The organism is Ruegeria sp. SATB045, assembly GCF_059613525.1.
In genome coordinates, this window is record NZ_JBXWSR010000028.1 from 126,797 (window position 1) to 145,439 (window position 18,643).

Below are 18,643 nucleotides of genomic sequence, written 5' to 3' on the forward strand. Positions count from 1 at the left end.
TTTGTTCGATCAGAAATCACTGACGTCCTGCCATTGCCGCTGGTCCGAGGACGCAAGCACCGCCGCCAGAACGCGGTTCACCTCATGCCCGTCGCGGAAGGTCGGCCAGATGTTTTGGCCTGTATGGATGGCCTGCAGGAAATCCTTCACTTCGATGATGATTTGGTCCTGATACCCGGTGCCATGGCCCGGTCCCTGACAGAAGGGCTCGTAGTCCGGGTGCGCCGGACCGGTCAGGATCTTGGTGAAGCCCCGCGACGCCTCAGGCCCTTCTCGGCGGTACAGCCACAGGGCATTCTGATCCTCCTGATCAAAGCGGATCGCGCCTTTGGTGCCAGAGATCTCATAGGCGTACCCCATCTTCCGTCCCGTCGCGACGCGGCTGAAATAGAGGTTCCCCATGACGCCATTTTCGAACCGGCACATCATCTGGGCGTGGTCGTCATTCGTGACCTCTCCGCCCGGTCGATGGCGGTGGACGGTCTCCACATCTGCCATCACCTGTGCGATAGGTCCGATCAAAGCAAGCGCGCCATTCACCATATGTGGCGCCAGATCACCAATCGTCCCATTAGCCCGACCCGTTGTGCGCCATGACACCGGAGCATCCGGATCAGCGTAGAAATCCTCGGTATGTTCCCCCCGAAACCAGGTGACGTCGCCAATCTCGCCGCTGGCAATCAACTGTCTTGCATATTGACTGGCGGGGGTCCGGATATAGTTGAACCCAACCATATTGATTGCACCGGCCGCTTCAGCGGCCGCCACCATCGCGCGGCTGTCCCCCAGTGACGCGCCCAGAGGCTTTTCGCATAACACCGGCTTGCCCAGCGCAATGGCAGCCTCGGCTATTTGGCGATGCGTAGACTGTGGAGAGGCGATCACGATTGCCTCGACCTTTGGGTCGGCGACCAGGGCGCGCCAGTCGCTGGTCGCCCGCGCGAACCCATAGGCTGCGCGATACCGCTCTGCGCTCTGCGACGTCGACGCGCAGATCACCTCAAGTCGGGGTCGCAATGCTGTGTTGAACACCGCCCCCACCGCGGCCATTGCGACCGAATGAGCCTTGCCCATATAGCCGCCGCCGACGATTCCAATTCCGATTTCTGGCACTTGCAACCGCTCCGAACAATGTATTTGCAACCGGTTGCAAAATGAGTATCGTGTGAATCGATTCAACGCAAGGACCAACCATCCCTGCCCGCCCTATTTCGCCGGAGGACACGACGTGAGCACCCTGATGGATGGGATCAAAGGAAACCGATTTGCTGTTTTCGGGCGCGCGGGCATTGACCTGTTTGCAGATCCTGTCGGTGTCAAAAGCGAAGATGCCGGCGCCTTTGGAGCCGACTTGGGTGGATCTTCAGCCAATATCTGCGCCGGGCTGGTAAAACTTGGCAGTCAGGCATCTTTGGTCACGTCGATTTCGGATGACGCGGTAGGGCGGTTCTGCATGAACAGGCTGGTCCATTACGGAGTGGACACATCTTACGTCCGCGTTCTGGGGGGTGAATATCGCACCTCTCTGGCGCTGTATGAAAGCCGGACCGAGGATTTCCAGAACGTCATTTACCGGAACGGAGCGGTCGACTTTCAGGTCACCGAAGAAGACGTCGACCGAGTAAACTACACTTCATTCACAGCCGTACTGTCCGCCGGAACTGTCTTTGCGGCTGAACCCTCGCGCAGCGCCACATTCCGCGCCCTTCAAAACGCCCGCTCGGCCGGATTGCCGGTGATTTTCGACATCGACTACCGTCCTTACAGCTGGCCGTCTGCGGAAGTGGCGGCAGATGTTTTGTCGCGCGCGGGCGCGGCCAGCGATCTGATTGTCGGAAACGATGAAGAATTCGGCTTCATGGCTGGCGGTATAGAAAAGGGCTTTGCCAAAGCGCAAGAACTAGCTGGGAAACCGGGGCGCGTCGTAATCTACAAAATGGGTGAAAAAGGCGCAGTAACACTGGCCAACGGACAAGAAATCGAAACCGGCATCTACCCTGTCGACGCGATCAAGCCTGTGGGCGCTGGCGACAGCTTTATGGCAGGTCTGCTGGCCTCGATCGCGGCGGGGTATCCGCTGAAAGACGCGGTGATGCGCGGGTCGGCCTGTGCGTCCATTGTCGTGTCTAAACCCGGATGCTCTCCAGCCATGCCAACGACGTCTGAGCTGGATGCGTTTCTGGCGTCCCATCCCGGTCCAACGACCTAGGAGGTCTCATGCATATTGCCCCATTCGACAACCAGAACAAACCCATTGTGGATACTGATGACCCGACAGTGCCGTTGAACTATTTCAACATCGTCAAATTGAAAAAGGGCGAGGCGTTCGAATATCAGGTACCCGGATATGAAACCTGCATTGTTCCGGCAACCGGCAGCGTCAATGTCGACGTGGAAGGCGTCCCCTTCCCCGCTTTGGGAAACCGGGGCGAAGACGTCTGGGATGGCGAACCCGAAGGGGCCTATGTTCCCGTGGGTGCCAAAGCGCAAATGGTCTGCGTATCTGAATCCGCCGAGGTCTTTGTAGCTGGTGCGAAATACGACAAGGTGCTGGATCCATTCGACGTGCGTGAACATGACCTTGTGCAATATGGCAGCGATGACACCAAGACCCATCGCAAGATCAAACATATTCTAGGTCAAAAGCAGCACGACAAAGTGGGACGGCTGCTGGTGAGTGAGTTGTTCACCGTCGGTCAAGGTGGCTGGTCAGGGTTCCCCAGCCACAAGCACGACACCAACCGCCTACCCGATGAGACGCGGCATGATGAGACCTATAATTTCCGCTTCAAACCCAACTGGGGCTCGGGTCTGCAGATGTTACAGCGCGAAGATAACGCCCCTGGCGATGCTTATCACATCGTCGATGGCTCGACTGTTTGTATAGACACCGGGTATCACCCCTGCTGCGTCTTGCCAGGGTACGAGATGTATTACTTCACCATCCTCGGTGGCCTGACCCAACGGTCTCTGGTGCAGTACTTCCAACCCACCCATGCCTATCAGATCGAAACGATTCCGGGCATCAAAGACATGATCGCCAAGTTCAAATGACCCTTGTTACGCTGAAAGATGTGCTGCAACCGGCCTACGCGCAGGGCTATGCTGTTGGCGGGCTGGTAGCGCTGGGCTGGGAGGACATGCGCGCCTATGTGGCCGCAGCCGAAGCCGAAAATGCGCCCGTCATCCTGCAAGCCGGACCAAGCTGTCGCGAGCATACGCCCTTACCCATTCTGGGAAAAATGTTCCGGCACCTGGCTGAAAACGCCTCGGTCCCTGTCGTGGCGCATCTGGATCACGGCTATACGTATGAGGAGTGCAAGATCGCGCTGGACAGCGGCTTTACCTCGTTGATGTTCGACGGGTCGCGCAAGCCTCTGCAGCAGAATATTGACGAGACCGCCGCCATCGCCGAAATGGCCCATAAGGCAGGAATTTCCTGCGAGGGTGAGATCGGGTTTGTCGGCTATTCCGGCGGGGAAGGATCGAACGGCACAGAACCCGCCGAGGCGGCGCAATTCGCCCGGCAAAGCGGTGTCGATGCGATGGCGATCTCGGTCGGCAATGTACATTTGCAACAAGACAAAGAAGGCGGATTGGACGAGGCCCGCATTGCCGAGATCGACGCATTGACCGAGGTCCCCTTGGTGATCCATGGCGGCTCGGGCGTGCCGGTGGAACAGCGCGCGCGGCTGTCGCGCGACACGTCGATCTGCAAGTTCAACATCGGCACCGAACTGCGGATGGCCTTTGGGAATGCCCTACGCGCAGCGGTCAACAGCGACCCAAACCGATTTGATCGCGTGACTATCCTGAAAGAAACGCAAAACCCGGTCGAGGCCGCCGCCCGCGCCGTGATCCGCGCTTTTGGGGCACCACCGCAGAAGTAAGACACACTCGGTCAACGGGTCGCGGCCCCCACAAGCCTGATGCCGCGAAAGAGCAGGGTCAGATCGAGCCACCCTCGACCATGAAATTCCCCGCGCTGCACATGGCGGCGTCGTCTGAGGCCAGAAAAACCGCCATCCGCGCCACATAGACCGGGTCAATCGGGTCCGGCAAACACTGGCGGTCGACCTGTTTGGCCAGCGCCTCGGGCGTGACCCACAGGTCCTTTTGGCGCTCGGTCATGATCCAGCCGGGAACGACGGTATTGACGCGTATGCGGTGATCGCCCAATTCGCGCGCCATTGTGCGGGTCAGGCCATGCACGGCGGATTTCGCCGTGGCATAGGCCGGGAACCCTGCGCCACATTCCCACCAGGAATTCGAACCCAGATTGATGATCGAGCCGCCGCCCGCCGCAATCATACCGGGCGCAACAGCCTGAATGGCAAAGAACATGTGGCGGATATTCGTCGCCATACGTTCATCCCAATAGTCCGGTGTGACTTCGCGCCAGTCGTGGCGATCATCATGGGCCGCATTGTTGACCAGAACATGCGCCGGGCCCAGTTCCTCGGACAGTTGCTCCGGTGCGTCGCGCAGCGCGTCGATGTCGCGCAGATCGCACTGCGCGAATGCGTGCTCGCCTTCCAGCTCGGCCAGCAGTGCGTGCCCGGCATCAGCGTTGATATCCAGAAACCCGACTTTCGCGCCTTGCTGGGCAAACGCTCGGACGGTCCGCGCTCCGATACCACCGGCGCCGCCGGTAATTACGAGGTTTTGCCTTTCAAACTGGGGTAATTCGCAAAATCTTGGGTCAACTGTCTCGCTCCATGATCCACTCGACCTCGGGGGCCGGGACAAACCGCCATTTGCGCAAGGGGCCTGCCATGACGTTCAGATAGTACATCTCAAACCCATAGGGCGCGCCGCAAGGGTGATGGCCCCGCGGCACGGTCACAACATCGCCATCGGATACGGCCATCGTCTCGTCCAACTGACCGTCATCGGTATAGACGCGCTGAATGCCAAACCCGTTGGCGGGGTTCAGGCGGTGATAATAGGTCTCTTCCAAATAGGTGATCCGGGGATAATCATCCTCGTCATGGCGATGGCTTGGGAAAGAGGACCAGTTGCCGTTGGGCGTAAAGACCTCGGTCACAAGCAGGCTGTCGGCGTAGTCTTCGCCCTCCATCGCGATGTTGTTGATGTAGCGCGTGTTAGTACCCTTGCCCCGTTCGGTCAAAGTAATGCCGTCCGGCCCGATACGTCGCGCTTGATGTCCGCCTTTGCCAGGGGCCGTGCATACCGCGATGATGCAATCAGTTTCCGCAACCGCCTGCCAGTCGGTCCCGTTGGGCAGGTACAGGCAATGCGGAGGGGTCTTTTCGAACACGTCCATCCGGTCGCCCAGCACGCCCCAGTCCTGTCCGGCTCCGGTGATCTGCGCCTTGCCTTCTACCATGACCAAAATAACCTCGCGGTCGCCAGTCACCTCGCCAGCGGTGTCGCCCGCGCGCAGATGGTACAGGCCAAACCCGACATAGCGCCAACCGGCACTGGCCGGGGTGATATCGTGCACCTTACCGCGCGTGCCGAAGGGTTTTTTCAAAAGGTCTGCCATCTCGTGTTCTCCGTGTTGGGTGGGCATGTTCGCCCGCCCGATATTGCCTTATGCCGCCTGTCGGGTTTCCAGCGCTGCAAGCGTCTGTGCCAGCTGTTCTTCTGTCCACCCTTCGGATACCGCGCTGCGCAGGATATCGGCTTGACTGGCGGGGGCGTTCCCGCCAACCGGTGGGTCTGTATCCAGATTTGTCGGAAACGGATAACCCTCGGCAGTGGCCGCAATAGCCGCATCCAACTCCGGCCCCGACAAATCACCACGCTGCTTCAACCTCACCAGCACCGGGAACGCCTTAAGCGACATGGCGCGCCGGTCTATGGCCTCCATCGCGCGCCCAAAGGCTGAAGAGACCTGAAGCAGGTTTGCCATTCTGTCGATATCCGCGCTGCGGTTCTCGCCCGCCGCGTGAAACAGCGCCGGGTTGAAGAAAACGGCATCGCCTTTATCCAGCGGCAGCTGGATATAGTTGGCTTCGAAATGGTCGCGATGGGCCGCATCGTGAAACGCCAGATAGCCCGGCGCATAAAGCTGCGAAAACGGCAACAGCTTGGTCGGGCCACTTTCGACCGGCATATCGCAATGAGCCACCGCGCCCTGCAAAGTCAGAGTCGCTGTCACCAAATGCGCATGGGCCGGATACCGCGCGGCACCATCCGCGCTTTGAAACCCCAGATGATAGTCCCGATGCGCTTGCTGTGCCTGACCACCGGGGCGGACCTGATTGACCTGTGAAGTCATCTGATAGTTCGGACCCAGCCACGCCTCGCACGCGGCGGCAATCGAGGTGTTGCCGAAGTACAGCGCAAAGCCTTCGGGATCCTTCATGCATTGCTTTTGCAGCGCATTCCACACCCGGTCGTTGGCACCCGAGGCTGCAAAGTGATCGCCCTCGCCTGCCCCACCTTCGCGCTCTTCGTCGATGATCTGTTGAAACACCTCCGTCGCCCGGTCGATCACGGTGGTATCCGCATAAGCGCCTTTCAGCGCGATCACTCCGGCCGAGCTGTTCAACACCTGCCCCCATTCCGCAAGCAGAGCTTGACGCTGTGCGCCATCCTCTAGCGCAGGCCGCAGGGCATTCATGTCATAAACGGGTACGTTCTTTTCAATGTCCGCCGCATGGGGCACCGCTGACGCCTGTAGGGCCTGAGAGGTCAACACCTTGAATTCATCCAGATCACAGGATTCCCGGTCAAAATATCCGACATATCCAAGTTCTTGGCTTACCATGATTTTCTCCTTTCTCATGGCTTCGGTGTTGCCCATCGGGCGGTGAGTTATGCAGTGATCGTCAGCCCAGCCCCCCCACAGACTTCGACAATGTGCTCGTAACCCTTCTTCGAATATTCGTAAGGTGGCGCTTTGGCTGGATCCTGTTCGGCCTCAACCACGATCCAGCCGCTGTAATCCATCGTCTTCAGCGCGTTTGCGACGGCTTGGAAGTCGATGCAGCCATCTCCCGGCACGGTGAAGGCCCCAGCAATGACGGCATCCAGAAAGCTGCGATTGTTCTCGCGCGTATCCTGCACGACTTGCGGGCGGATATCCTTGAAATGCACATGATGCACCCGGTTGCCCCAGCGGTTCAGGGTGGCCAGCACATCGCCGCCGCCAAACAGCAAATGGCCGGTGTCAAAGCACAGCTTGACCTCGGGGCCCGACCCTTCCATAAGCCAGTTCACGTCATCTTCGCTTTCGATGATCGTACCCATGTGATGGTGATAGGCCATGGGCATACCCTGATCCGCCATCCACTTGGCCAATTCGGTGATCTTGGCGGCGTAGGCCAGAACTTCATCCTTCGACAGTTTCGGGCGGTCGTTCACTGGGGTTCCGATCTGACCTTGAACGGTGTTCGAGCATTCGGCGTATACGATACAGGGGCTGTTCAGCGCCACGAATTGTTCGACCTGTTCGCGTACGGCCTCACGTTCGGTGCCAAAGTCATTCACCAGCGACGCGCCCGAGCACCAACCACCGCAAAGCGCGATGTCATTCGCCTCAAGATAGGCGCGCAAACCTTCAGTATCGCCGGGCATCCGCTGGCCGCGTTCGACGCCGGTATAGCCGATCGCACGCGACTCTTTCAGCGCCTGTTCCATGGTGTAGGCAGCGGTCAGATCCGGCAGATCATCATTCTGCCACGCGATCGGAGAGATTCCGATTTTCACGCTCATTTGGTATTTCTTTCCTTGATCGCCAGCTCGTAAGCCGCGCGTTTTTCGTTCACTTCAGGGCGGATGCTGACCTCGGGCACCGCCACTTCCCACCACGTGCCACCATATTCGGTCGAGGGGTAGGGATCGGTGTCGATAACAACCACATACGGCCCCTTGATATCGGCGCGTTTGGCAAGCGCGTCCTCGAGCTCGGCAATCGAGCCCACCTTGACCGAGGTCGCCCCCATCGCCGCCGCATGGGCGGCAAAGTCGATATTGGACGGGTTCTCATGCACCGCATGGTCCAACAGGTTGTTAAACTCGGCCCCACCGGTGCCCATCTGCAGGCGGTTTATGCAACCAAAGCCCCGGTTATCGGTGATCACCACGGTAAACGAGACACCCATCATCGCGGCTGAGGCCATCTCGGAATTGGCCATCATATAGGTGCCGTCGCCGGTAAAGCAGATCACGTCGCGCTCGGGCTCGGCCATCTTGATGCCCATGGCACCCGCGATCTCGTACCCCATGCAGCTGAAGCCGTATTCCATGTGATATGCGCCAGGGCGCGGGGCTTTCCACAGTTTGTGCAGTTCACCCGGCATGGTCCCGGCCGCGCACATCACCACCGTATCGTTATGCGAGGCGCGCTGGACTGCGCCCACCACCTGCATATCCGTCGGCAGAGCGTTCCCGTCGCCGGGCGCGTCCGTCAGCTTATCGACCTTGCCGTACCAATCGGCCTTGAGCCTGTCCGAGACCGGATCGGCGCGATAGCCTTGCAGAGCCGCGCTCAGCTCGGTCAATCCGACGCGCGCGTCCGATTGCAACGGCATCGCGCTGTGTTTTTCAGCGTCATAAGCATTGGTGTTCAGGCACACCATCTCGCGATCCGGGTTCGAGAACAGGCCCCATGACCCGGTGGTGAAATCCTGCAACCGCGTCCCTGCTGCCAAAACCAGATCAGCTTCGGCGCAGACATCATTGGCCGGTTCACCCCCGGTCACGCCAACGGGGCCCAGGTTCAACGGATGGTCCCAGGCCAACGCGGACTTGCCCGCCTGCGTTTCGGTGACGGGGATGTTGTGCATTTCCGCAAAGCTTTGCAACGCTTCCGTCGCATCCGAATAGTGCACCCCGCCCCCCGCGATGATCACCGGCCGTTTGGCCGCCTTTAGCGCCGCCACTGCGCGGGCCAGCTCACCTTCATCCGGGCGGATGCGGCGCTGATACCAGACGCGGGGCTCAAAGAAGCTTTCGGGATAGTCATAAGCTTCGGCCTGCACGTCCTGACAGAAGGACAACGTGACCGGCCCGCAATCCGCGGGGTCCGTCATGGTGCGGAACGCCCGCGGCAGAGCGGTCAGCAGGTGTTCAGGCCGAGTGATCCGGTCGAAGTAACGGCTGACCGGGCGGAAGCAGTCATTGGCACTGACCGTACCGTCGCTGAAATTCTCGGGCTGTTGCAGAACCGGATCAGGCCCGCGTGTCGCAAACACATCACCCGGCAACAGCAAGACCGGCAGCCGGTTCACATAGGCCAGCGCCGCCGCCGTCACCATATTCGTGGCTCCCGGCCCGATCGAGGACGTCACCGCCATCGTCTGCGTCCGCCGCTTTTGCTTGGCATAGGCAATTGCGCAATGGGCCATGGTCTGCTCGTTATGGCCACGATAGGTGGGCAGGCTGTCTTTCACTGCATGCAGCGCCTCGCCCAGCCCAGCCACATTCCCATGGCCAAAGATGGCCCAGACGCCTGCGATAAACGGCTCCCCAGCCTCGTTCAATTGCGCGCCCAGATAGCGCACCAAAGCTTGCGCTGTGGTCAGTCGGACTGTTTTGCCCATTGTGATCCCTTTCAACACAAGGCCAATTTGGCCATTCCAGAATTTTCGTTAAATGTTGGACGCTTGAGCCCAGGGTTGGGGGAACGGCGTTAAACAGTTCCGCCCAGTGAGCCTTCCAGCTGAGCCAGTTCCTGACCACCTGCCATCAGGTCCTGTAACTCTTCTGGCGTGATCTCACCACGTTTTGCAGTGCCCAGAGTCTGACCCCGATTGAGAACGGTAAAGCGGTCCCCCACGGCCAGAGCATGACGCACGTTGTGGCTGATGAAGACAACGCCCACACCTTGACTGCGCACCTTGTCGATGGTCGCCAGAACATTCGAGGTCTGACGCACGCCAAGGGCCGAGGTCGGTTCGTCCAGGATCAGAATCTTCGCGCCGAAATGCACAGCCCGCGCAATTGCCACCGTCTGACGCTCACCCCCAGACAATGTGCCAACGGCCTGATCCGGACCACGCAGGTTGATGCCCATTTTGCGCATCTCTTCCATGGTGATCTCATCGGCCAGCTTCTTATCGAAGAAGTTGATCCCGGCCACTTTGCGCGTCGGCTCGTTGCCCATGAAGAAATTGCGGCTGACGCTCATCAGCGGAATCATGGCCAGATGCTGGTGCACCGTTGCGATCCCAGCGGAGATCGCATCGCGCGGGTCTTCGAAGTGCATAGGCTTGTCTTCGAAGAATATCTCGCCTGCGGTTGGCTTGTGCACACCGGACATGGTCTTGATGAAGGTCGACTTGCCCGCACCGTTGTCGCCCAGAAGGCAATGACACTCCCCTGGTTTTAGGTCAAAGCTGACACCAGCCAGCGCAATGACCGAGCCGAAGTGTTTCTGGATGTCGACCATCCGAATGATCGGCTTTTGATCCTGCGCGTCGCCATGATGGAACTTGGTATCTTCGGTCATCTCAGCGTTCTCCTGTGATGATGCGACGGATATAGGTGTTCAGGATCACCGCGCCCAGCAGGATCACGCCCAAGAACACCCGGAACAGAGAGCTTTCCACGCCGGCAAAGAACAGTCCCTGTTGAACCACTCCAAAGATCAGCGCGCCGAGCGCCGCGCCAAGGACCGAGCCATAGCCGCCGGTTAGCAATGCGCCACCGATAACCACAGCAATGATCGCTTCGAACTCTTTCAGCAGACCACGATCCGCACCGGCTGATCCGAACTCCATCACCTGACAGGTGGCGAAAACCGTGGCGCAGAAGGCCGTGAACATAAACATCAGGATTTTGACTTTGTTGACTGGAACACCCGAGTTCCGGGCTGCCTCGGCATCGCCACCAGCTGCGAAAATCCAGTTGCCGAATTTGGTCTTGGTCAAAAGCACATGGCCAAAGATGATGATTACGATAGCCCAGATGATCAGCATTGGAATGCCGTCCACCACCGGCTGACCCTGACGCGTACCCCGTTCGAAAACCTCGATAATACCGTTGTCACCCAGCCAAACGAACAGGCCCTGCCCGACCTTACCGCCAAAGATAGATGCCAGCCAATCGCCTTCGGCTGCGTCCTTGATCCCGCCGATGATGGTTTTACGTTCAATCGTCTGTGGCAGGTAAATCGTGAATCCGCGCAGAATGAACAAAAACGCCAGCGTAACAATAAAACTGGGCAGGCCTGTTCGGACAACGATGTAGCCGTTTAGCGCTCCGATGGCGACGCATAGGACAAACGTGATTATGATAGCCATCCAGACCGGCCAGCTCATCGTGACCGAGAAAATAGCAATCATCATGCCCGCAAACCCGATCATCGACCCAACGGACAGGTCAAATTCACCGGCGATCATCAGCAGGCAGGCCCCAACAGCGATGATCATGAACTGAGCCGAAACGACCGACCAGTTCATGACCCCCTGAGCGGTGAACATGCCGCTGTCAAAGGCGAACAGCAGGAAAAAGGTGAATACGGCGACAGTGCCGACCATCCCACCCAATTCGGGGCGGATCAGAGCGCGGCGCAGTGGTGAGATCTCTTTGATCCGTTCGTCGCCGCCTGCCGTGGATTGAACTGACTCAGACATCGTGGTCCTCCCTCGCGCGGGGTTCTGAGTTTTGGGGGGTACAGCGGGCACGCCCAATTGGTGCCCGCTGTGATTGAGAAGATCAGCGGTATTCGCCCGCGAACTCTTCGATCTTGGTCAGACCGTCTGCGGTTACGAAACCGGGGCCCGAGTTGATGTTGTTGCCCGGCAGAACGCCATAACGGTGGTAGTTGGTCATAACTACAACCGGCAGATAGGCTTGCAGGAAGGGCTGTTGGTCGATGCCCCACTGGATGGTGCCGTCCTTGATACCTTTGACGATTTCACCGCCCAGATCGAATGTGCCGAAGTAGATGTCACCGGCCATGCCGTTTTCCTGTAGCGCCAGAATGGTCGGATCAGCCGAGGTCGGGCCAAGTGTCAGAACAGCGTCGGTGTCCGGGTTAGCCGACAGATAGGCCAGCACCCGGTTCTTGATTTCGGCTGGGTCCTGCCCCGCGTCGATCATCTGCTCGCCCAGTTCGACGCCCAGACCATCGGCGAAGCCCTGACAACGCTCCTGGCTGGATGGCTGTACGATGTAGTGGTTCACGCAGAGGAACGACCCGATGCCGTCAGCCTTGGCGCGCTGACCGGCAGCGAGGCCCGCGTCATATTCTGGCTGGCCAACATACATCAGAGCGCCCACTTCGCGCGCTTTCTCAGGCGTGCCGGTGTTCATGATGATAACGTCGATACCGGAATCCACCGCAGCCCGGATTGGACCTTCCAGGATGTCTGGATCGGCCAGCGTGGTGATGATCCCGTTCGGGCCAGAGGCAGCCGCCTGATCAATGATCCGCGCCATGTCCGCCAGATCGCCGGTCGGAGGGTTACGGTATTCCACCTCGACCCCCATCTGCTCGCCCGCCAAGGCGATGCCGTTTTTGATCGTATTCCACCAGCTGTCGCTGTCAGGGGCGTGGCTGACCAGAATGTACTTCTCGCCCTCCGCAGCCGCGCCGGTCACGGTCGCCAGCGCCATCGCACTGGCCGCCAGAGCGCTTTTTACGAACTTATTCATTTGGTTTCCTCCCATAAGAACAGTTTGTCTTTTTTGCCGGGGTCTCAGCCCCAATCATTCGGACGGACCGAATCTCCTCCACTCCGGAAGCTGACGGAGCTGTTCCCAGTTTCCGTATATCGACTCATTTTGCAACCGGTTTCAAAACATCAGATAGGTTAACTGCCCGGCCAGATCGCAGCGAAAGGGTCGCGGCCTCGGCCATGGCTAGGGCGGCCACTCCGTCTGCAAGAGTGACCGGTATAGGTGATGAGTGTTGCGCTGCCCTCACAAACGCATCCCATTCGGCGCGGTACGCTGGCATATAACGCTCAAGAAAAAAATACGTTGGCTTGGCACCTGTGACGCCTTGAGCCGTGGATTTCACCACAGCGTTTTCCAATATGTTGTTGGCTTGCAGCAATCCGCCGGACCCCAACAACTCGATCCGCTGATCATAACCGTAGACCGCACGCCGTGAATTCTTGATGACGGCGATCTGACCGCTGCTGTAAGTCATTGTTACAACAGCCGTATCCACGTCACCTGCTTGTCCGATTTCGGGATCGACGATCGCGCTGCCAATGGCAGAAATCTGTTCCGGCAACTGACCCATCAAATAGTTCGCCATATCAAAATCGTGTATCATCATGTCGCGGAACAGGCCGCCAGACACTTTGACATAGCTGATCGGAGGAGGCGCCGGATCGAAGCTAGTGATAGATAGCATCTCGGGCTTTCCGATCTCCCCCTGATCAGCCGCAGCTTTAAGGGCCGAAAAGCTGGGATCGAACCGACGATTAAACCCGATCATCACAGGTTGAGCTGTCTCAGCAACCGCCATTTGACAGGCTTGAGCACGCTCCAGATCCAAATCCACTGGCTTTTCGCACAGAACAGCCTTTCCCGCGCTGGTTGCGGCTTGGATCAAATCGGAATGCGTGTCGGTTGGCGTAGCAATGAGGACCGCATCTATCGAAGAATCAGCGATAATTTCTTCAGAACTGGCCGCCTTGGCGCCGTATTGGGTCGCCAGTGTATCCGCCGCCTCGGTCACTGCGTCAGAAATTGCCACCAACTCGGACTGGGGATGCCCGGCGATTGCATCTGCATGCACGCGTCCGATACGTCCTGCTCCCAGTAATCCAATCTTTAGCATGGGGGCCTCCCGAATCCTCTTCTCAGCGCAACAATGTTCATTTTTGCAACCGGTTGCAATGCTTTTTCTCGCGGTCGGGGCATCCGTATTGCAAGTCACAAGCGCTACTCAGACTCGATTGCAGATCGAAGATCGAATGATACCTTCACGATTTCAAACGTTTCGAAGTCAGAAACCTTTCTGAAACCTGGGTGATTCTGGTGGCGCGCCTTCACGCTCCCAAAAAACATGGGCGGTGTAAGGCCTAATTTTCAGATACTTACGTGTCACTCACCTGAGACGAAGAATTTTTGCAAAATTTATGTCATAATGACCCATTGTTTTGTGGGGTGCTGTCAAAATGTTTGATTATGGAATTACATCGAAATTCAGTTTGGGCGGGTTCAATTTCGGAGAATTCGGCGTATCAACCTGGATCGGTCAAATCGTCGGGAACCCGGTTTTCCTGATCATCACAGTGGTTGGATTGTATTTTCTGGCTCGGCTGGTTTTCGCCAAATAGGCAAAACCATAGCGACAATGGTGCTAACTCCCCTTGGCTAGTCGCCAAGGGTTCGGTTTTTTTAATCAAAACTCAGCCATCAGATGAAATGGCGCCCACGGGAGGACTCGAACCCCCAACAGCCCGATTAGAAGTCGGATATTCTATCCAGTTGAATTACGTGGGCGCAAGTTCGCTTTTATTGGACAACGCCAACCCATAAGTCAACGCGGTAATTGCGACCCTGACGCGCGGCCGAGTTTCAAGCCTTTGGGTTAAGGTCCAATCGCATGAACGCGCTATTTGGGTCTGCCTCATATCCGTAAATCGGTCCGCAATATGCGTAGCCCAGAGCTTCATAGAGCTTACGTGCGGCGTCATATTCCCCAAGATGCGCCGCTCCGGTTTCAAGAACCAATGCCGAAACGCCCTCGGCCCGCGCCAAAGTTGCCAGGTGGTTCATTATCTCGCGCGCCAGCCCTTTCCCCCGTTCAGATGAAAGAACATGTACGGACTTCACCTCGGCGGTGCCGTCCGGCAATGTTTTCAGCGCGCCGCATCCGACAGGCCTGCTGTCGTTGTAGACAGCCCAAAACCGCATGTCCGGCCCGGCCAGTCCCTGCGCATCCATAGTATGATTGCTTTCAGCCGGTCCTGCCGTTTCACTATGTGTAAAGTGAGCCTGCACCAGTTGCCGCACACCATCCGAGGTGGGATCAGCCAGGCGAATGTGGACCATTCAGTGCGTCCAGGGCGCGCGCCGGTCGGTAGCGAAGTTCTCGCCATACCCACGTGCACGCAGATTTGGTTTGCGCTTATGCGGTTCGCTGACAGTGGCTTCGATACCGTTGTCTTTGGCGTAGTCCAGCGCCTCTTCCTTGGTATCGAATTTCAGGCGCACCTGTGTCTGCGTATCGGACGACGACGTCCAACCCATCAGCGGATCAACCTCGCGCGAAGACGCAGGGGCATATTCCAGAACCCACTTGCGGGTCTTGGCCATTCCCGAAGTCATGGCATTCCTTGCAGGTTGGTAAATCCGTGCGCGCATGTCGCCTCTCCGTACTCGCTTGGCTAGGGGTGTTTATGCGTCAGACGCGCCGCCCGGACAAGCCCGCAATTGTCGCAATTGAAGCGATTGGAAATGCCCCCTTGAACAAGAACAAAAACAGACCAAAATCAGGCCCGAAAGGAATCCCCCCTTATGGCCTATGCACATTCCGACAAGACGCAACTGATCTCTGAAGATGTCCGCGCCCGCCTGAAGCTGGAAGGCGGCAAGGCATTTGTCATGCACACTGATTTTGCGCCCGCAGGGGATCAGCCAACGGCCATCAAGGAACTGGCGGGCGGCGTTCAGGACGGTGAACGTGATCAGGTTTTGCTGGGCGCGACCGGCACGGGCAAGACCTTCACTATGGCCAAGGTAATCGAGGAAACCCAGCGCCCCGCCATCATCCTTGCGCCCAACAAGACGTTGGCCGCGCAGCTATATGGCGAGTTCAAAGGCTTCTTCCCCGAAAACTCGGTCGAGTATTTCGTCAGCTACTATGACTATTACCAGCCCGAGGCCTATGTACCGCGCAGCGACACCTACATAGAAAAAGAATCTCAGATCAACGAACAGATCGACCGGATGCGCCACTCGGCCACGCGGGCTCTGCTGGAACGCGATGACGTGATCATCGTGGCCTCGGTGTCGTGCATCTACGGTATTGGCTCGGTCGAGACCTACGGGGCGATGACGCAGGATCTGAAGGTGGGCAGCGAATATGATCAGCGGCAGGTGATGGCTGATCTGGTCGCCCAGCAATACCGCCGCAACGATCAGGCGTTTCAGCGCGGGTCGTTCCGTGTGCGGGGTGACAGCCTCGAAATCTGGCCCGCCCACCTTGAGGACCGTGCATGGAAGCTGTCCTTCTTCGGCGAAGAACTGGAACAGATCACCGAATTCGACCCGCTGACCGGCGAGCGCACCGCGACGATGGAGCAGGTGCGAGTCTATGCGAACTCCCACTACGTGACACCGAAACCAACGATGCAGCAGGCAATCATCGGGATCAAAAAGGAACTGCGCATTCGGCTGGATCAACTTGTTGGCGAAGGCAAATTGCTGGAAGCGCAACGTCTGGAACAGCGCACCAATTTCGATCTGGAAATGCTCGAGGCCACTGGCGTCTGCAACGGGATCGAGAACTACTCGCGCTATCTGACGGGCCGTGCACCGGGTGAGCCGCCCCCGACCCTGTTCGAATTCATCCCCGACAACGCAATTGTCTTTGCCGACGAATCCCACGTCTCGGTCCCGCAGATCGGCGGCATGTACCGGGGCGACTACCGGCGCAAATTCACGCTGGCCGAACATGGCTTCCGCCTGCCGTCCTGCATGGACAACCGCCCCCTCAAGTTCGAGGAATGGGACGCCATGCGCCCGCAATCCGTCTTTGTCTCGGCCACTCCGGCGAAATGGGAGATCGAACAGACCGGCGGTGTCTTCACCGAACAGGTCATTCGCCCCACCGGCCTGCTGGACCCCGAGGTCGAAATCCGCCCCGTCAGCATGCAGGTCGATGATTTGCTGGACGAGGTACGCAAAGTCACAGCCAACGGGTTCCGTACGCTGGTCACGACGCTGACCAAACGCATGGCCGAGGACCTGACCGAATACATGCACGAACAGGGCATCAAGGTGCGCTACATGCACTCGGATATCGACACGATCGAGCGGATCGAAATCCTGCGCGACCTGCGCTTAGGGGCCTTCGACGTCCTGATCGGCATCAACCTGCTGCGCGAAGGTTTGGACATCCCCGAATGCGGGCTGGTCGCCATTCTGGACGCCGACAAAGAAGGCTTCCTGCGGTCCGAGACCTCTCTGGTTCAGACCATCGGCCGCGCCGCGCGGAACGCCGATGGCCGGGTGATCATGTATGCCGACAAGATCACCGGTTCTATGGAACGCGCGCTGAATGAGACCAACCGCCGCCGCGCCAAACAGATCGCCTATAACGAGGAACACGGCATCACGCCCGAGACGGTGAAGAAGAATGTCGAGGACGTTCTGGCCGGGCTTTATGAGGGCGACGTCGACATGAACCGCGTCACCGCCACCATCGACAAACCGATGCACGGCGCCAACCTTGAGGCGCATCTGGACGGGTTGCGCGAACAGATGCGCAAAGCCGCCGAGAACCTGGAATTCGAAGAGGCCGCCAATATCCGCGATGAGATCAAACGTCTGGAAGCAGTCGATCTGGCCGTCGCCGACGACCCCATGGCGCGTCAATGGGCGGTCGAGAAAGCCTCGGAAGACGCGGTGAAAGCGCGCGGACGGTCAACAGCTGGACGGCCAGGGCAGCGGGGTGGGAATGTGAAGCGGAGGAAACGGTAGACCGTTAAAGACGTAATTCAAAGATGCCGCGCATGGCGAAATTTGATTCTGCCACCTTGCCCAGCTGCGTTCTGTAGCTAGGTTCAGGTTATGCGAGCCGTTTTGTTATTAATGATCCTCAGCACTCCTGCCTACGCGTGGGATGTAACCGTTGATGAAATTTGCACCCTGTCGCACGAGACCGACGCGGCGAAAATATTCCTTACCTACGAGCCGTCCAAGCCGCTTTATACAATCACCGTGACCCAAGCGAATTCTGATTGGACACAGACTCCGTGGTTCGCAATGCGCTTCGAAGGATCGTCCCCGATCGAAATTGCCACATCCCGCCATGTTCTTTCCGACGACGCAAAGTCATTGACGGTTACAAATACGGGTTTCGGAAACGTGCTTGATGGGTTGGAGTACAACCAAATAGCCTACGCATTCACACAGGATCACGTGGCCACATTCTCGCTGGACGGCGCTGCTGACCCGGTGCGGATTTTCCGCGAATGTGCTTGGGCTCAACTGTCCTAACCCATCCGGAATATGACCATTCCTGATTTTTGCCTCAGCGCGTTTCCACGGTATTTAGTTTGATTGCATAAGTCTCGAACGCCTATACCCCGCGCGAGTGCTTCTCGCGCGGGTCCGTGCTCACCCCTTATCCCAATGGGCAATCACATCATACCCAACTGGTGAGGGAGGGCCTTCCATAAATTCAGCAAAATGCCCCCAGAGCTCGGCCACTTTCGAGGCGTTCGCGTTCGATGTTTCCTCGCTCTCGACCACCGAGATCACATAGCCTGAACCGTCTTCATTCATGACATTGGTAAAGCTGTGCATGCCGGGCATGCCCATAATTTCGGATTTCAGTGCATTCATCTTCTCAGTTGCGGCGTCACGGGTGCCGGGCTTCATTTTAAATTGAGTAATTCGCGCAAACATCATTTTCCTCCCTCATGGGACGAGATTGCGCTGTGCTGGGTTTGTGCAACCTCGCCAAGAACATATTAACACGCCGCTAAATAATCTCATATTGAGAGTTTGTTATTCAAGGTAATTTCAACTTTAAGCC

At 58.0% G+C, this 18,643-nt stretch carries 19 protein-coding genes and 1 tRNA gene; 6 read left to right on the forward strand and 14 right to left on the reverse strand.

Features of this window, described 5'->3' with window-relative positions; all coding sequences use genetic code 11:
• Positions 1-9 precede the first annotated feature (9 nt).
• Positions 10-1,113, reverse strand: coding sequence for a Gfo/Idh/MocA family protein (locus AC2FNR_RS15775; protein ID WP_496849970.1), 1,104 nt, complete (start codon positions 1,111-1,113; stop codon positions 10-12).
• Between the two features lie 127 nt (positions 1,114-1,240).
• Here AC2FNR_RS15775 and iolC point away from each other — a divergent pair, with 127 nt between their 5' ends.
• From iolC to AC2FNR_RS15790, 3 genes are read left to right on the forward strand one after another with little or no spacing between them, the layout of a single operon-like run.
• Positions 1,241-2,209, forward strand: coding sequence for a 5-dehydro-2-deoxygluconokinase (gene iolC / locus AC2FNR_RS15780; protein WP_496850332.1), 969 nt, complete (start codon positions 1,241-1,243; stop codon positions 2,207-2,209).
• An 8-nt stretch (positions 2,210-2,217) separates the two neighbouring features.
• Entirely contained in the window at positions 2,218-3,054 is an 837-nt protein-coding gene (locus AC2FNR_RS15785) for a 5-deoxy-glucuronate isomerase (protein ID WP_496849972.1), read from the forward strand.
• Positions 3,051-3,890: a class II fructose-bisphosphate aldolase gene (locus AC2FNR_RS15790; RefSeq protein WP_496849974.1), complete on the forward strand. Its 840-nt coding sequence runs from the start codon at positions 3,051-3,053 to the stop codon at positions 3,888-3,890. Before AC2FNR_RS15785 ends, AC2FNR_RS15790 begins: the two co-directional genes overlap by 4 nt.
• 58 nt (positions 3,891-3,948) lie before the next feature.
• Here AC2FNR_RS15790 and AC2FNR_RS15795 read toward each other — a convergent pair whose 3' ends face one another.
• The 9 genes from AC2FNR_RS15795 to iolG all read right to left on the reverse strand — a co-directional run bounded on the left by AC2FNR_RS15795 (position 3,949) and on the right by iolG (position 13,711).
• Positions 3,949-4,749, reverse strand: a complete 801-nt coding sequence (locus tag AC2FNR_RS15795) for an SDR family NAD(P)-dependent oxidoreductase (protein ID WP_496849976.1) — start codon at positions 4,747-4,749, stop codon at positions 3,949-3,951.
• Positions 4,703-5,509, reverse strand: a complete 807-nt coding sequence (gene iolB / locus AC2FNR_RS15800) for a 5-deoxy-glucuronate isomerase (protein ID WP_496850333.1) — start codon at positions 5,507-5,509, stop codon at positions 4,703-4,705. The genes AC2FNR_RS15795 and iolB overlap by 47 nt, the downstream gene beginning before the upstream one ends.
• A 48-nt stretch (positions 5,510-5,557) precedes the next feature.
• Complete coding sequence (locus AC2FNR_RS15805; RefSeq protein WP_496849978.1) at positions 5,558-6,739, reverse strand: phytanoyl-CoA dioxygenase family protein; 1,182 nt, start codon at positions 6,737-6,739, stop codon at positions 5,558-5,560.
• A gap of 47 nt (positions 6,740-6,786) precedes the next feature.
• The gene (gene iolE / locus AC2FNR_RS15810) at positions 6,787-7,686 is read right to left on the reverse strand and encodes a myo-inosose-2 dehydratase (protein WP_496849980.1); all 900 of its coding nucleotides are present in this window, start codon (positions 7,684-7,686) and stop codon (positions 6,787-6,789) included.
• Complete coding sequence (gene iolD / locus AC2FNR_RS15815) at positions 7,683-9,515, reverse strand: 3D-(3,5/4)-trihydroxycyclohexane-1,2-dione acylhydrolase (decyclizing) (RefSeq protein ID WP_496849982.1); 1,833 nt, start codon at positions 9,513-9,515, stop codon at positions 7,683-7,685. Before iolD ends, iolE begins: the two co-directional genes overlap by 4 nt.
• A gap of 89 nt (positions 9,516-9,604) precedes the next feature.
• A complete protein-coding gene (locus AC2FNR_RS15820; protein WP_170353423.1) occupies positions 9,605-10,423 on the reverse strand; it encodes an ATP-binding cassette domain-containing protein in 819 nt (272 codons plus the stop codon).
• A gap of 1 nt (position 10,424) precedes the next feature.
• Entirely contained in the window at positions 10,425-11,549 is a 1,125-nt protein-coding gene (locus AC2FNR_RS15825; protein WP_170353424.1) for an ABC transporter permease, read from the reverse strand.
• An 82-nt stretch (positions 11,550-11,631) separates the two neighbouring features.
• Complete coding sequence (locus AC2FNR_RS15830; RefSeq protein ID WP_234899385.1) at positions 11,632-12,534, reverse strand: sugar ABC transporter substrate-binding protein; 903 nt, start codon at positions 12,532-12,534, stop codon at positions 11,632-11,634.
• A gap of 163 nt (positions 12,535-12,697) precedes the next feature.
• Entirely contained in the window at positions 12,698-13,711 is a 1,014-nt protein-coding gene (iolG, locus tag AC2FNR_RS15835) for an inositol 2-dehydrogenase (RefSeq protein WP_496849985.1), read from the reverse strand.
• 340 nt (positions 13,712-14,051) lie between these two features.
• Here iolG and AC2FNR_RS15840 point away from each other — a divergent pair, with 340 nt between their 5' ends.
• Positions 14,052-14,213, forward strand: a complete 162-nt coding sequence (locus tag AC2FNR_RS15840; RefSeq protein ID WP_170353427.1) for a hypothetical protein — start codon at positions 14,052-14,054, stop codon at positions 14,211-14,213.
• Positions 14,214-14,302: 89 nt separating this feature from the next.
• On the opposite strand, the gene AC2FNR_RS15845 is transcribed toward AC2FNR_RS15840, so the two are convergent.
• The 3 genes from AC2FNR_RS15845 to AC2FNR_RS15855 form a co-directional block, all read right to left on the reverse strand.
• A tRNA-Arg gene (locus AC2FNR_RS15845) sits at positions 14,303-14,379 on the reverse strand.
• Positions 14,380-14,454: 75 nt separating this feature from the next.
• On the reverse strand, positions 14,455-14,931 hold the full coding sequence (locus tag AC2FNR_RS15850; protein ID WP_496849987.1) for a GNAT family N-acetyltransferase: 477 nt from the start codon (positions 14,929-14,931) through the stop codon (positions 14,455-14,457).
• Complete coding sequence (locus AC2FNR_RS15855; protein WP_496849989.1) at positions 14,932-15,243, reverse strand: ETC complex I subunit; 312 nt, start codon at positions 15,241-15,243, stop codon at positions 14,932-14,934. It lies immediately after the preceding gene.
• 153 nt (positions 15,244-15,396) lie between these two features.
• Here AC2FNR_RS15855 and uvrB point away from each other — a divergent pair, with 153 nt between their 5' ends.
• The gene (gene uvrB / locus AC2FNR_RS15860; RefSeq protein WP_480866955.1) at positions 15,397-17,583 is read left to right on the forward strand and encodes an excinuclease ABC subunit UvrB; all 2,187 of its coding nucleotides are present in this window, start codon (positions 15,397-15,399) and stop codon (positions 17,581-17,583) included.
• Between the two features lie 90 nt (positions 17,584-17,673).
• Positions 17,674-18,102 carry a hypothetical protein gene (locus tag AC2FNR_RS15865; protein ID WP_496849991.1) on the forward strand — a complete coding sequence of 143 codons (429 nt, stop codon included), beginning with the start codon at positions 17,674-17,676 and terminating at the stop codon, positions 18,100-18,102.
• A 120-nt stretch (positions 18,103-18,222) separates the two neighbouring features.
• Here AC2FNR_RS15865 and AC2FNR_RS15870 read toward each other — a convergent pair whose 3' ends face one another.
• Positions 18,223-18,513, reverse strand: a complete 291-nt coding sequence (locus tag AC2FNR_RS15870) for an antibiotic biosynthesis monooxygenase family protein (RefSeq protein WP_170353432.1) — start codon at positions 18,511-18,513, stop codon at positions 18,223-18,225.
• Between the last annotated feature and the right edge of the window lie 130 nt (positions 18,514-18,643).

Bases quoted from the DNA above. Each gene is read 5' to 3' on its own strand.
- uvrB (WP_480866955.1), top strand. From the start codon at position 15,397: ATGGCCTATGCACATTCCGACAAGACGCAACTGATCTCTGAAGATGTC.
- AC2FNR_RS15840 (WP_170353427.1), top strand. From the start codon at position 14,052: ATGTTTGATTATGGAATTACATCGAAATTCAGTTTGGGCGGGTTCAAT.
- AC2FNR_RS15790 (WP_496849974.1), top strand. From the start codon at position 3,051: ATGACCCTTGTTACGCTGAAAGATGTGCTGCAACCGGCCTACGCGCAG.
- AC2FNR_RS15785 (WP_496849972.1), top strand. From the start codon at position 2,218: ATGCATATTGCCCCATTCGACAACCAGAACAAACCCATTGTGGATACT.
- iolE (WP_496849980.1), bottom strand. From the start codon at position 7,686: ATGAGCGTGAAAATCGGAATCTCTCCGATCGCGTGGCAGAATGATGAT.
- AC2FNR_RS15855 (WP_496849989.1), bottom strand. From the start codon at position 15,243: ATGCGCGCACGGATTTACCAACCTGCAAGGAATGCCATGACTTCGGGA.
- AC2FNR_RS15870 (WP_170353432.1), bottom strand. From the start codon at position 18,513: ATGTTTGCGCGAATTACTCAATTTAAAATGAAGCCCGGCACCCGTGAC.
- iolG (WP_496849985.1), bottom strand. From the start codon at position 13,711: ATGCTAAAGATTGGATTACTGGGAGCAGGACGTATCGGACGCGTGCAT.
- AC2FNR_RS15850 (WP_496849987.1), bottom strand. From the start codon at position 14,931: ATGGTCCACATTCGCCTGGCTGATCCCACCTCGGATGGTGTGCGGCAA.
- iolD (WP_496849982.1), bottom strand. From the start codon at position 9,515: ATGGGCAAAACAGTCCGACTGACCACAGCGCAAGCTTTGGTGCGCTAT.
- AC2FNR_RS15830 (WP_234899385.1), bottom strand. From the start codon at position 12,534: ATGGCGCTGGCGACCGTGACCGGCGCGGCTGCGGAGGGCGAGAAGTAC.
- iolB (WP_496850333.1), bottom strand. From the start codon at position 5,509: ATGGCAGACCTTTTGAAAAAACCCTTCGGCACGCGCGGTAAGGTGCAC.
- AC2FNR_RS15865 (WP_496849991.1), top strand. From the start codon at position 17,674: ATGCGAGCCGTTTTGTTATTAATGATCCTCAGCACTCCTGCCTACGCG.
- AC2FNR_RS15805 (WP_496849978.1), bottom strand. From the start codon at position 6,739: ATGGTAAGCCAAGAACTTGGATATGTCGGATATTTTGACCGGGAATCC.
- AC2FNR_RS15820 (WP_170353423.1), bottom strand. From the start codon at position 10,423: ATGACCGAAGATACCAAGTTCCATCATGGCGACGCGCAGGATCAAAAG.
- iolC (WP_496850332.1), top strand. From the start codon at position 1,241: ATGGATGGGATCAAAGGAAACCGATTTGCTGTTTTCGGGCGCGCGGGC.
- AC2FNR_RS15825 (WP_170353424.1), bottom strand. From the start codon at position 11,549: ATGTCTGAGTCAGTTCAATCCACGGCAGGCGGCGACGAACGGATCAAA.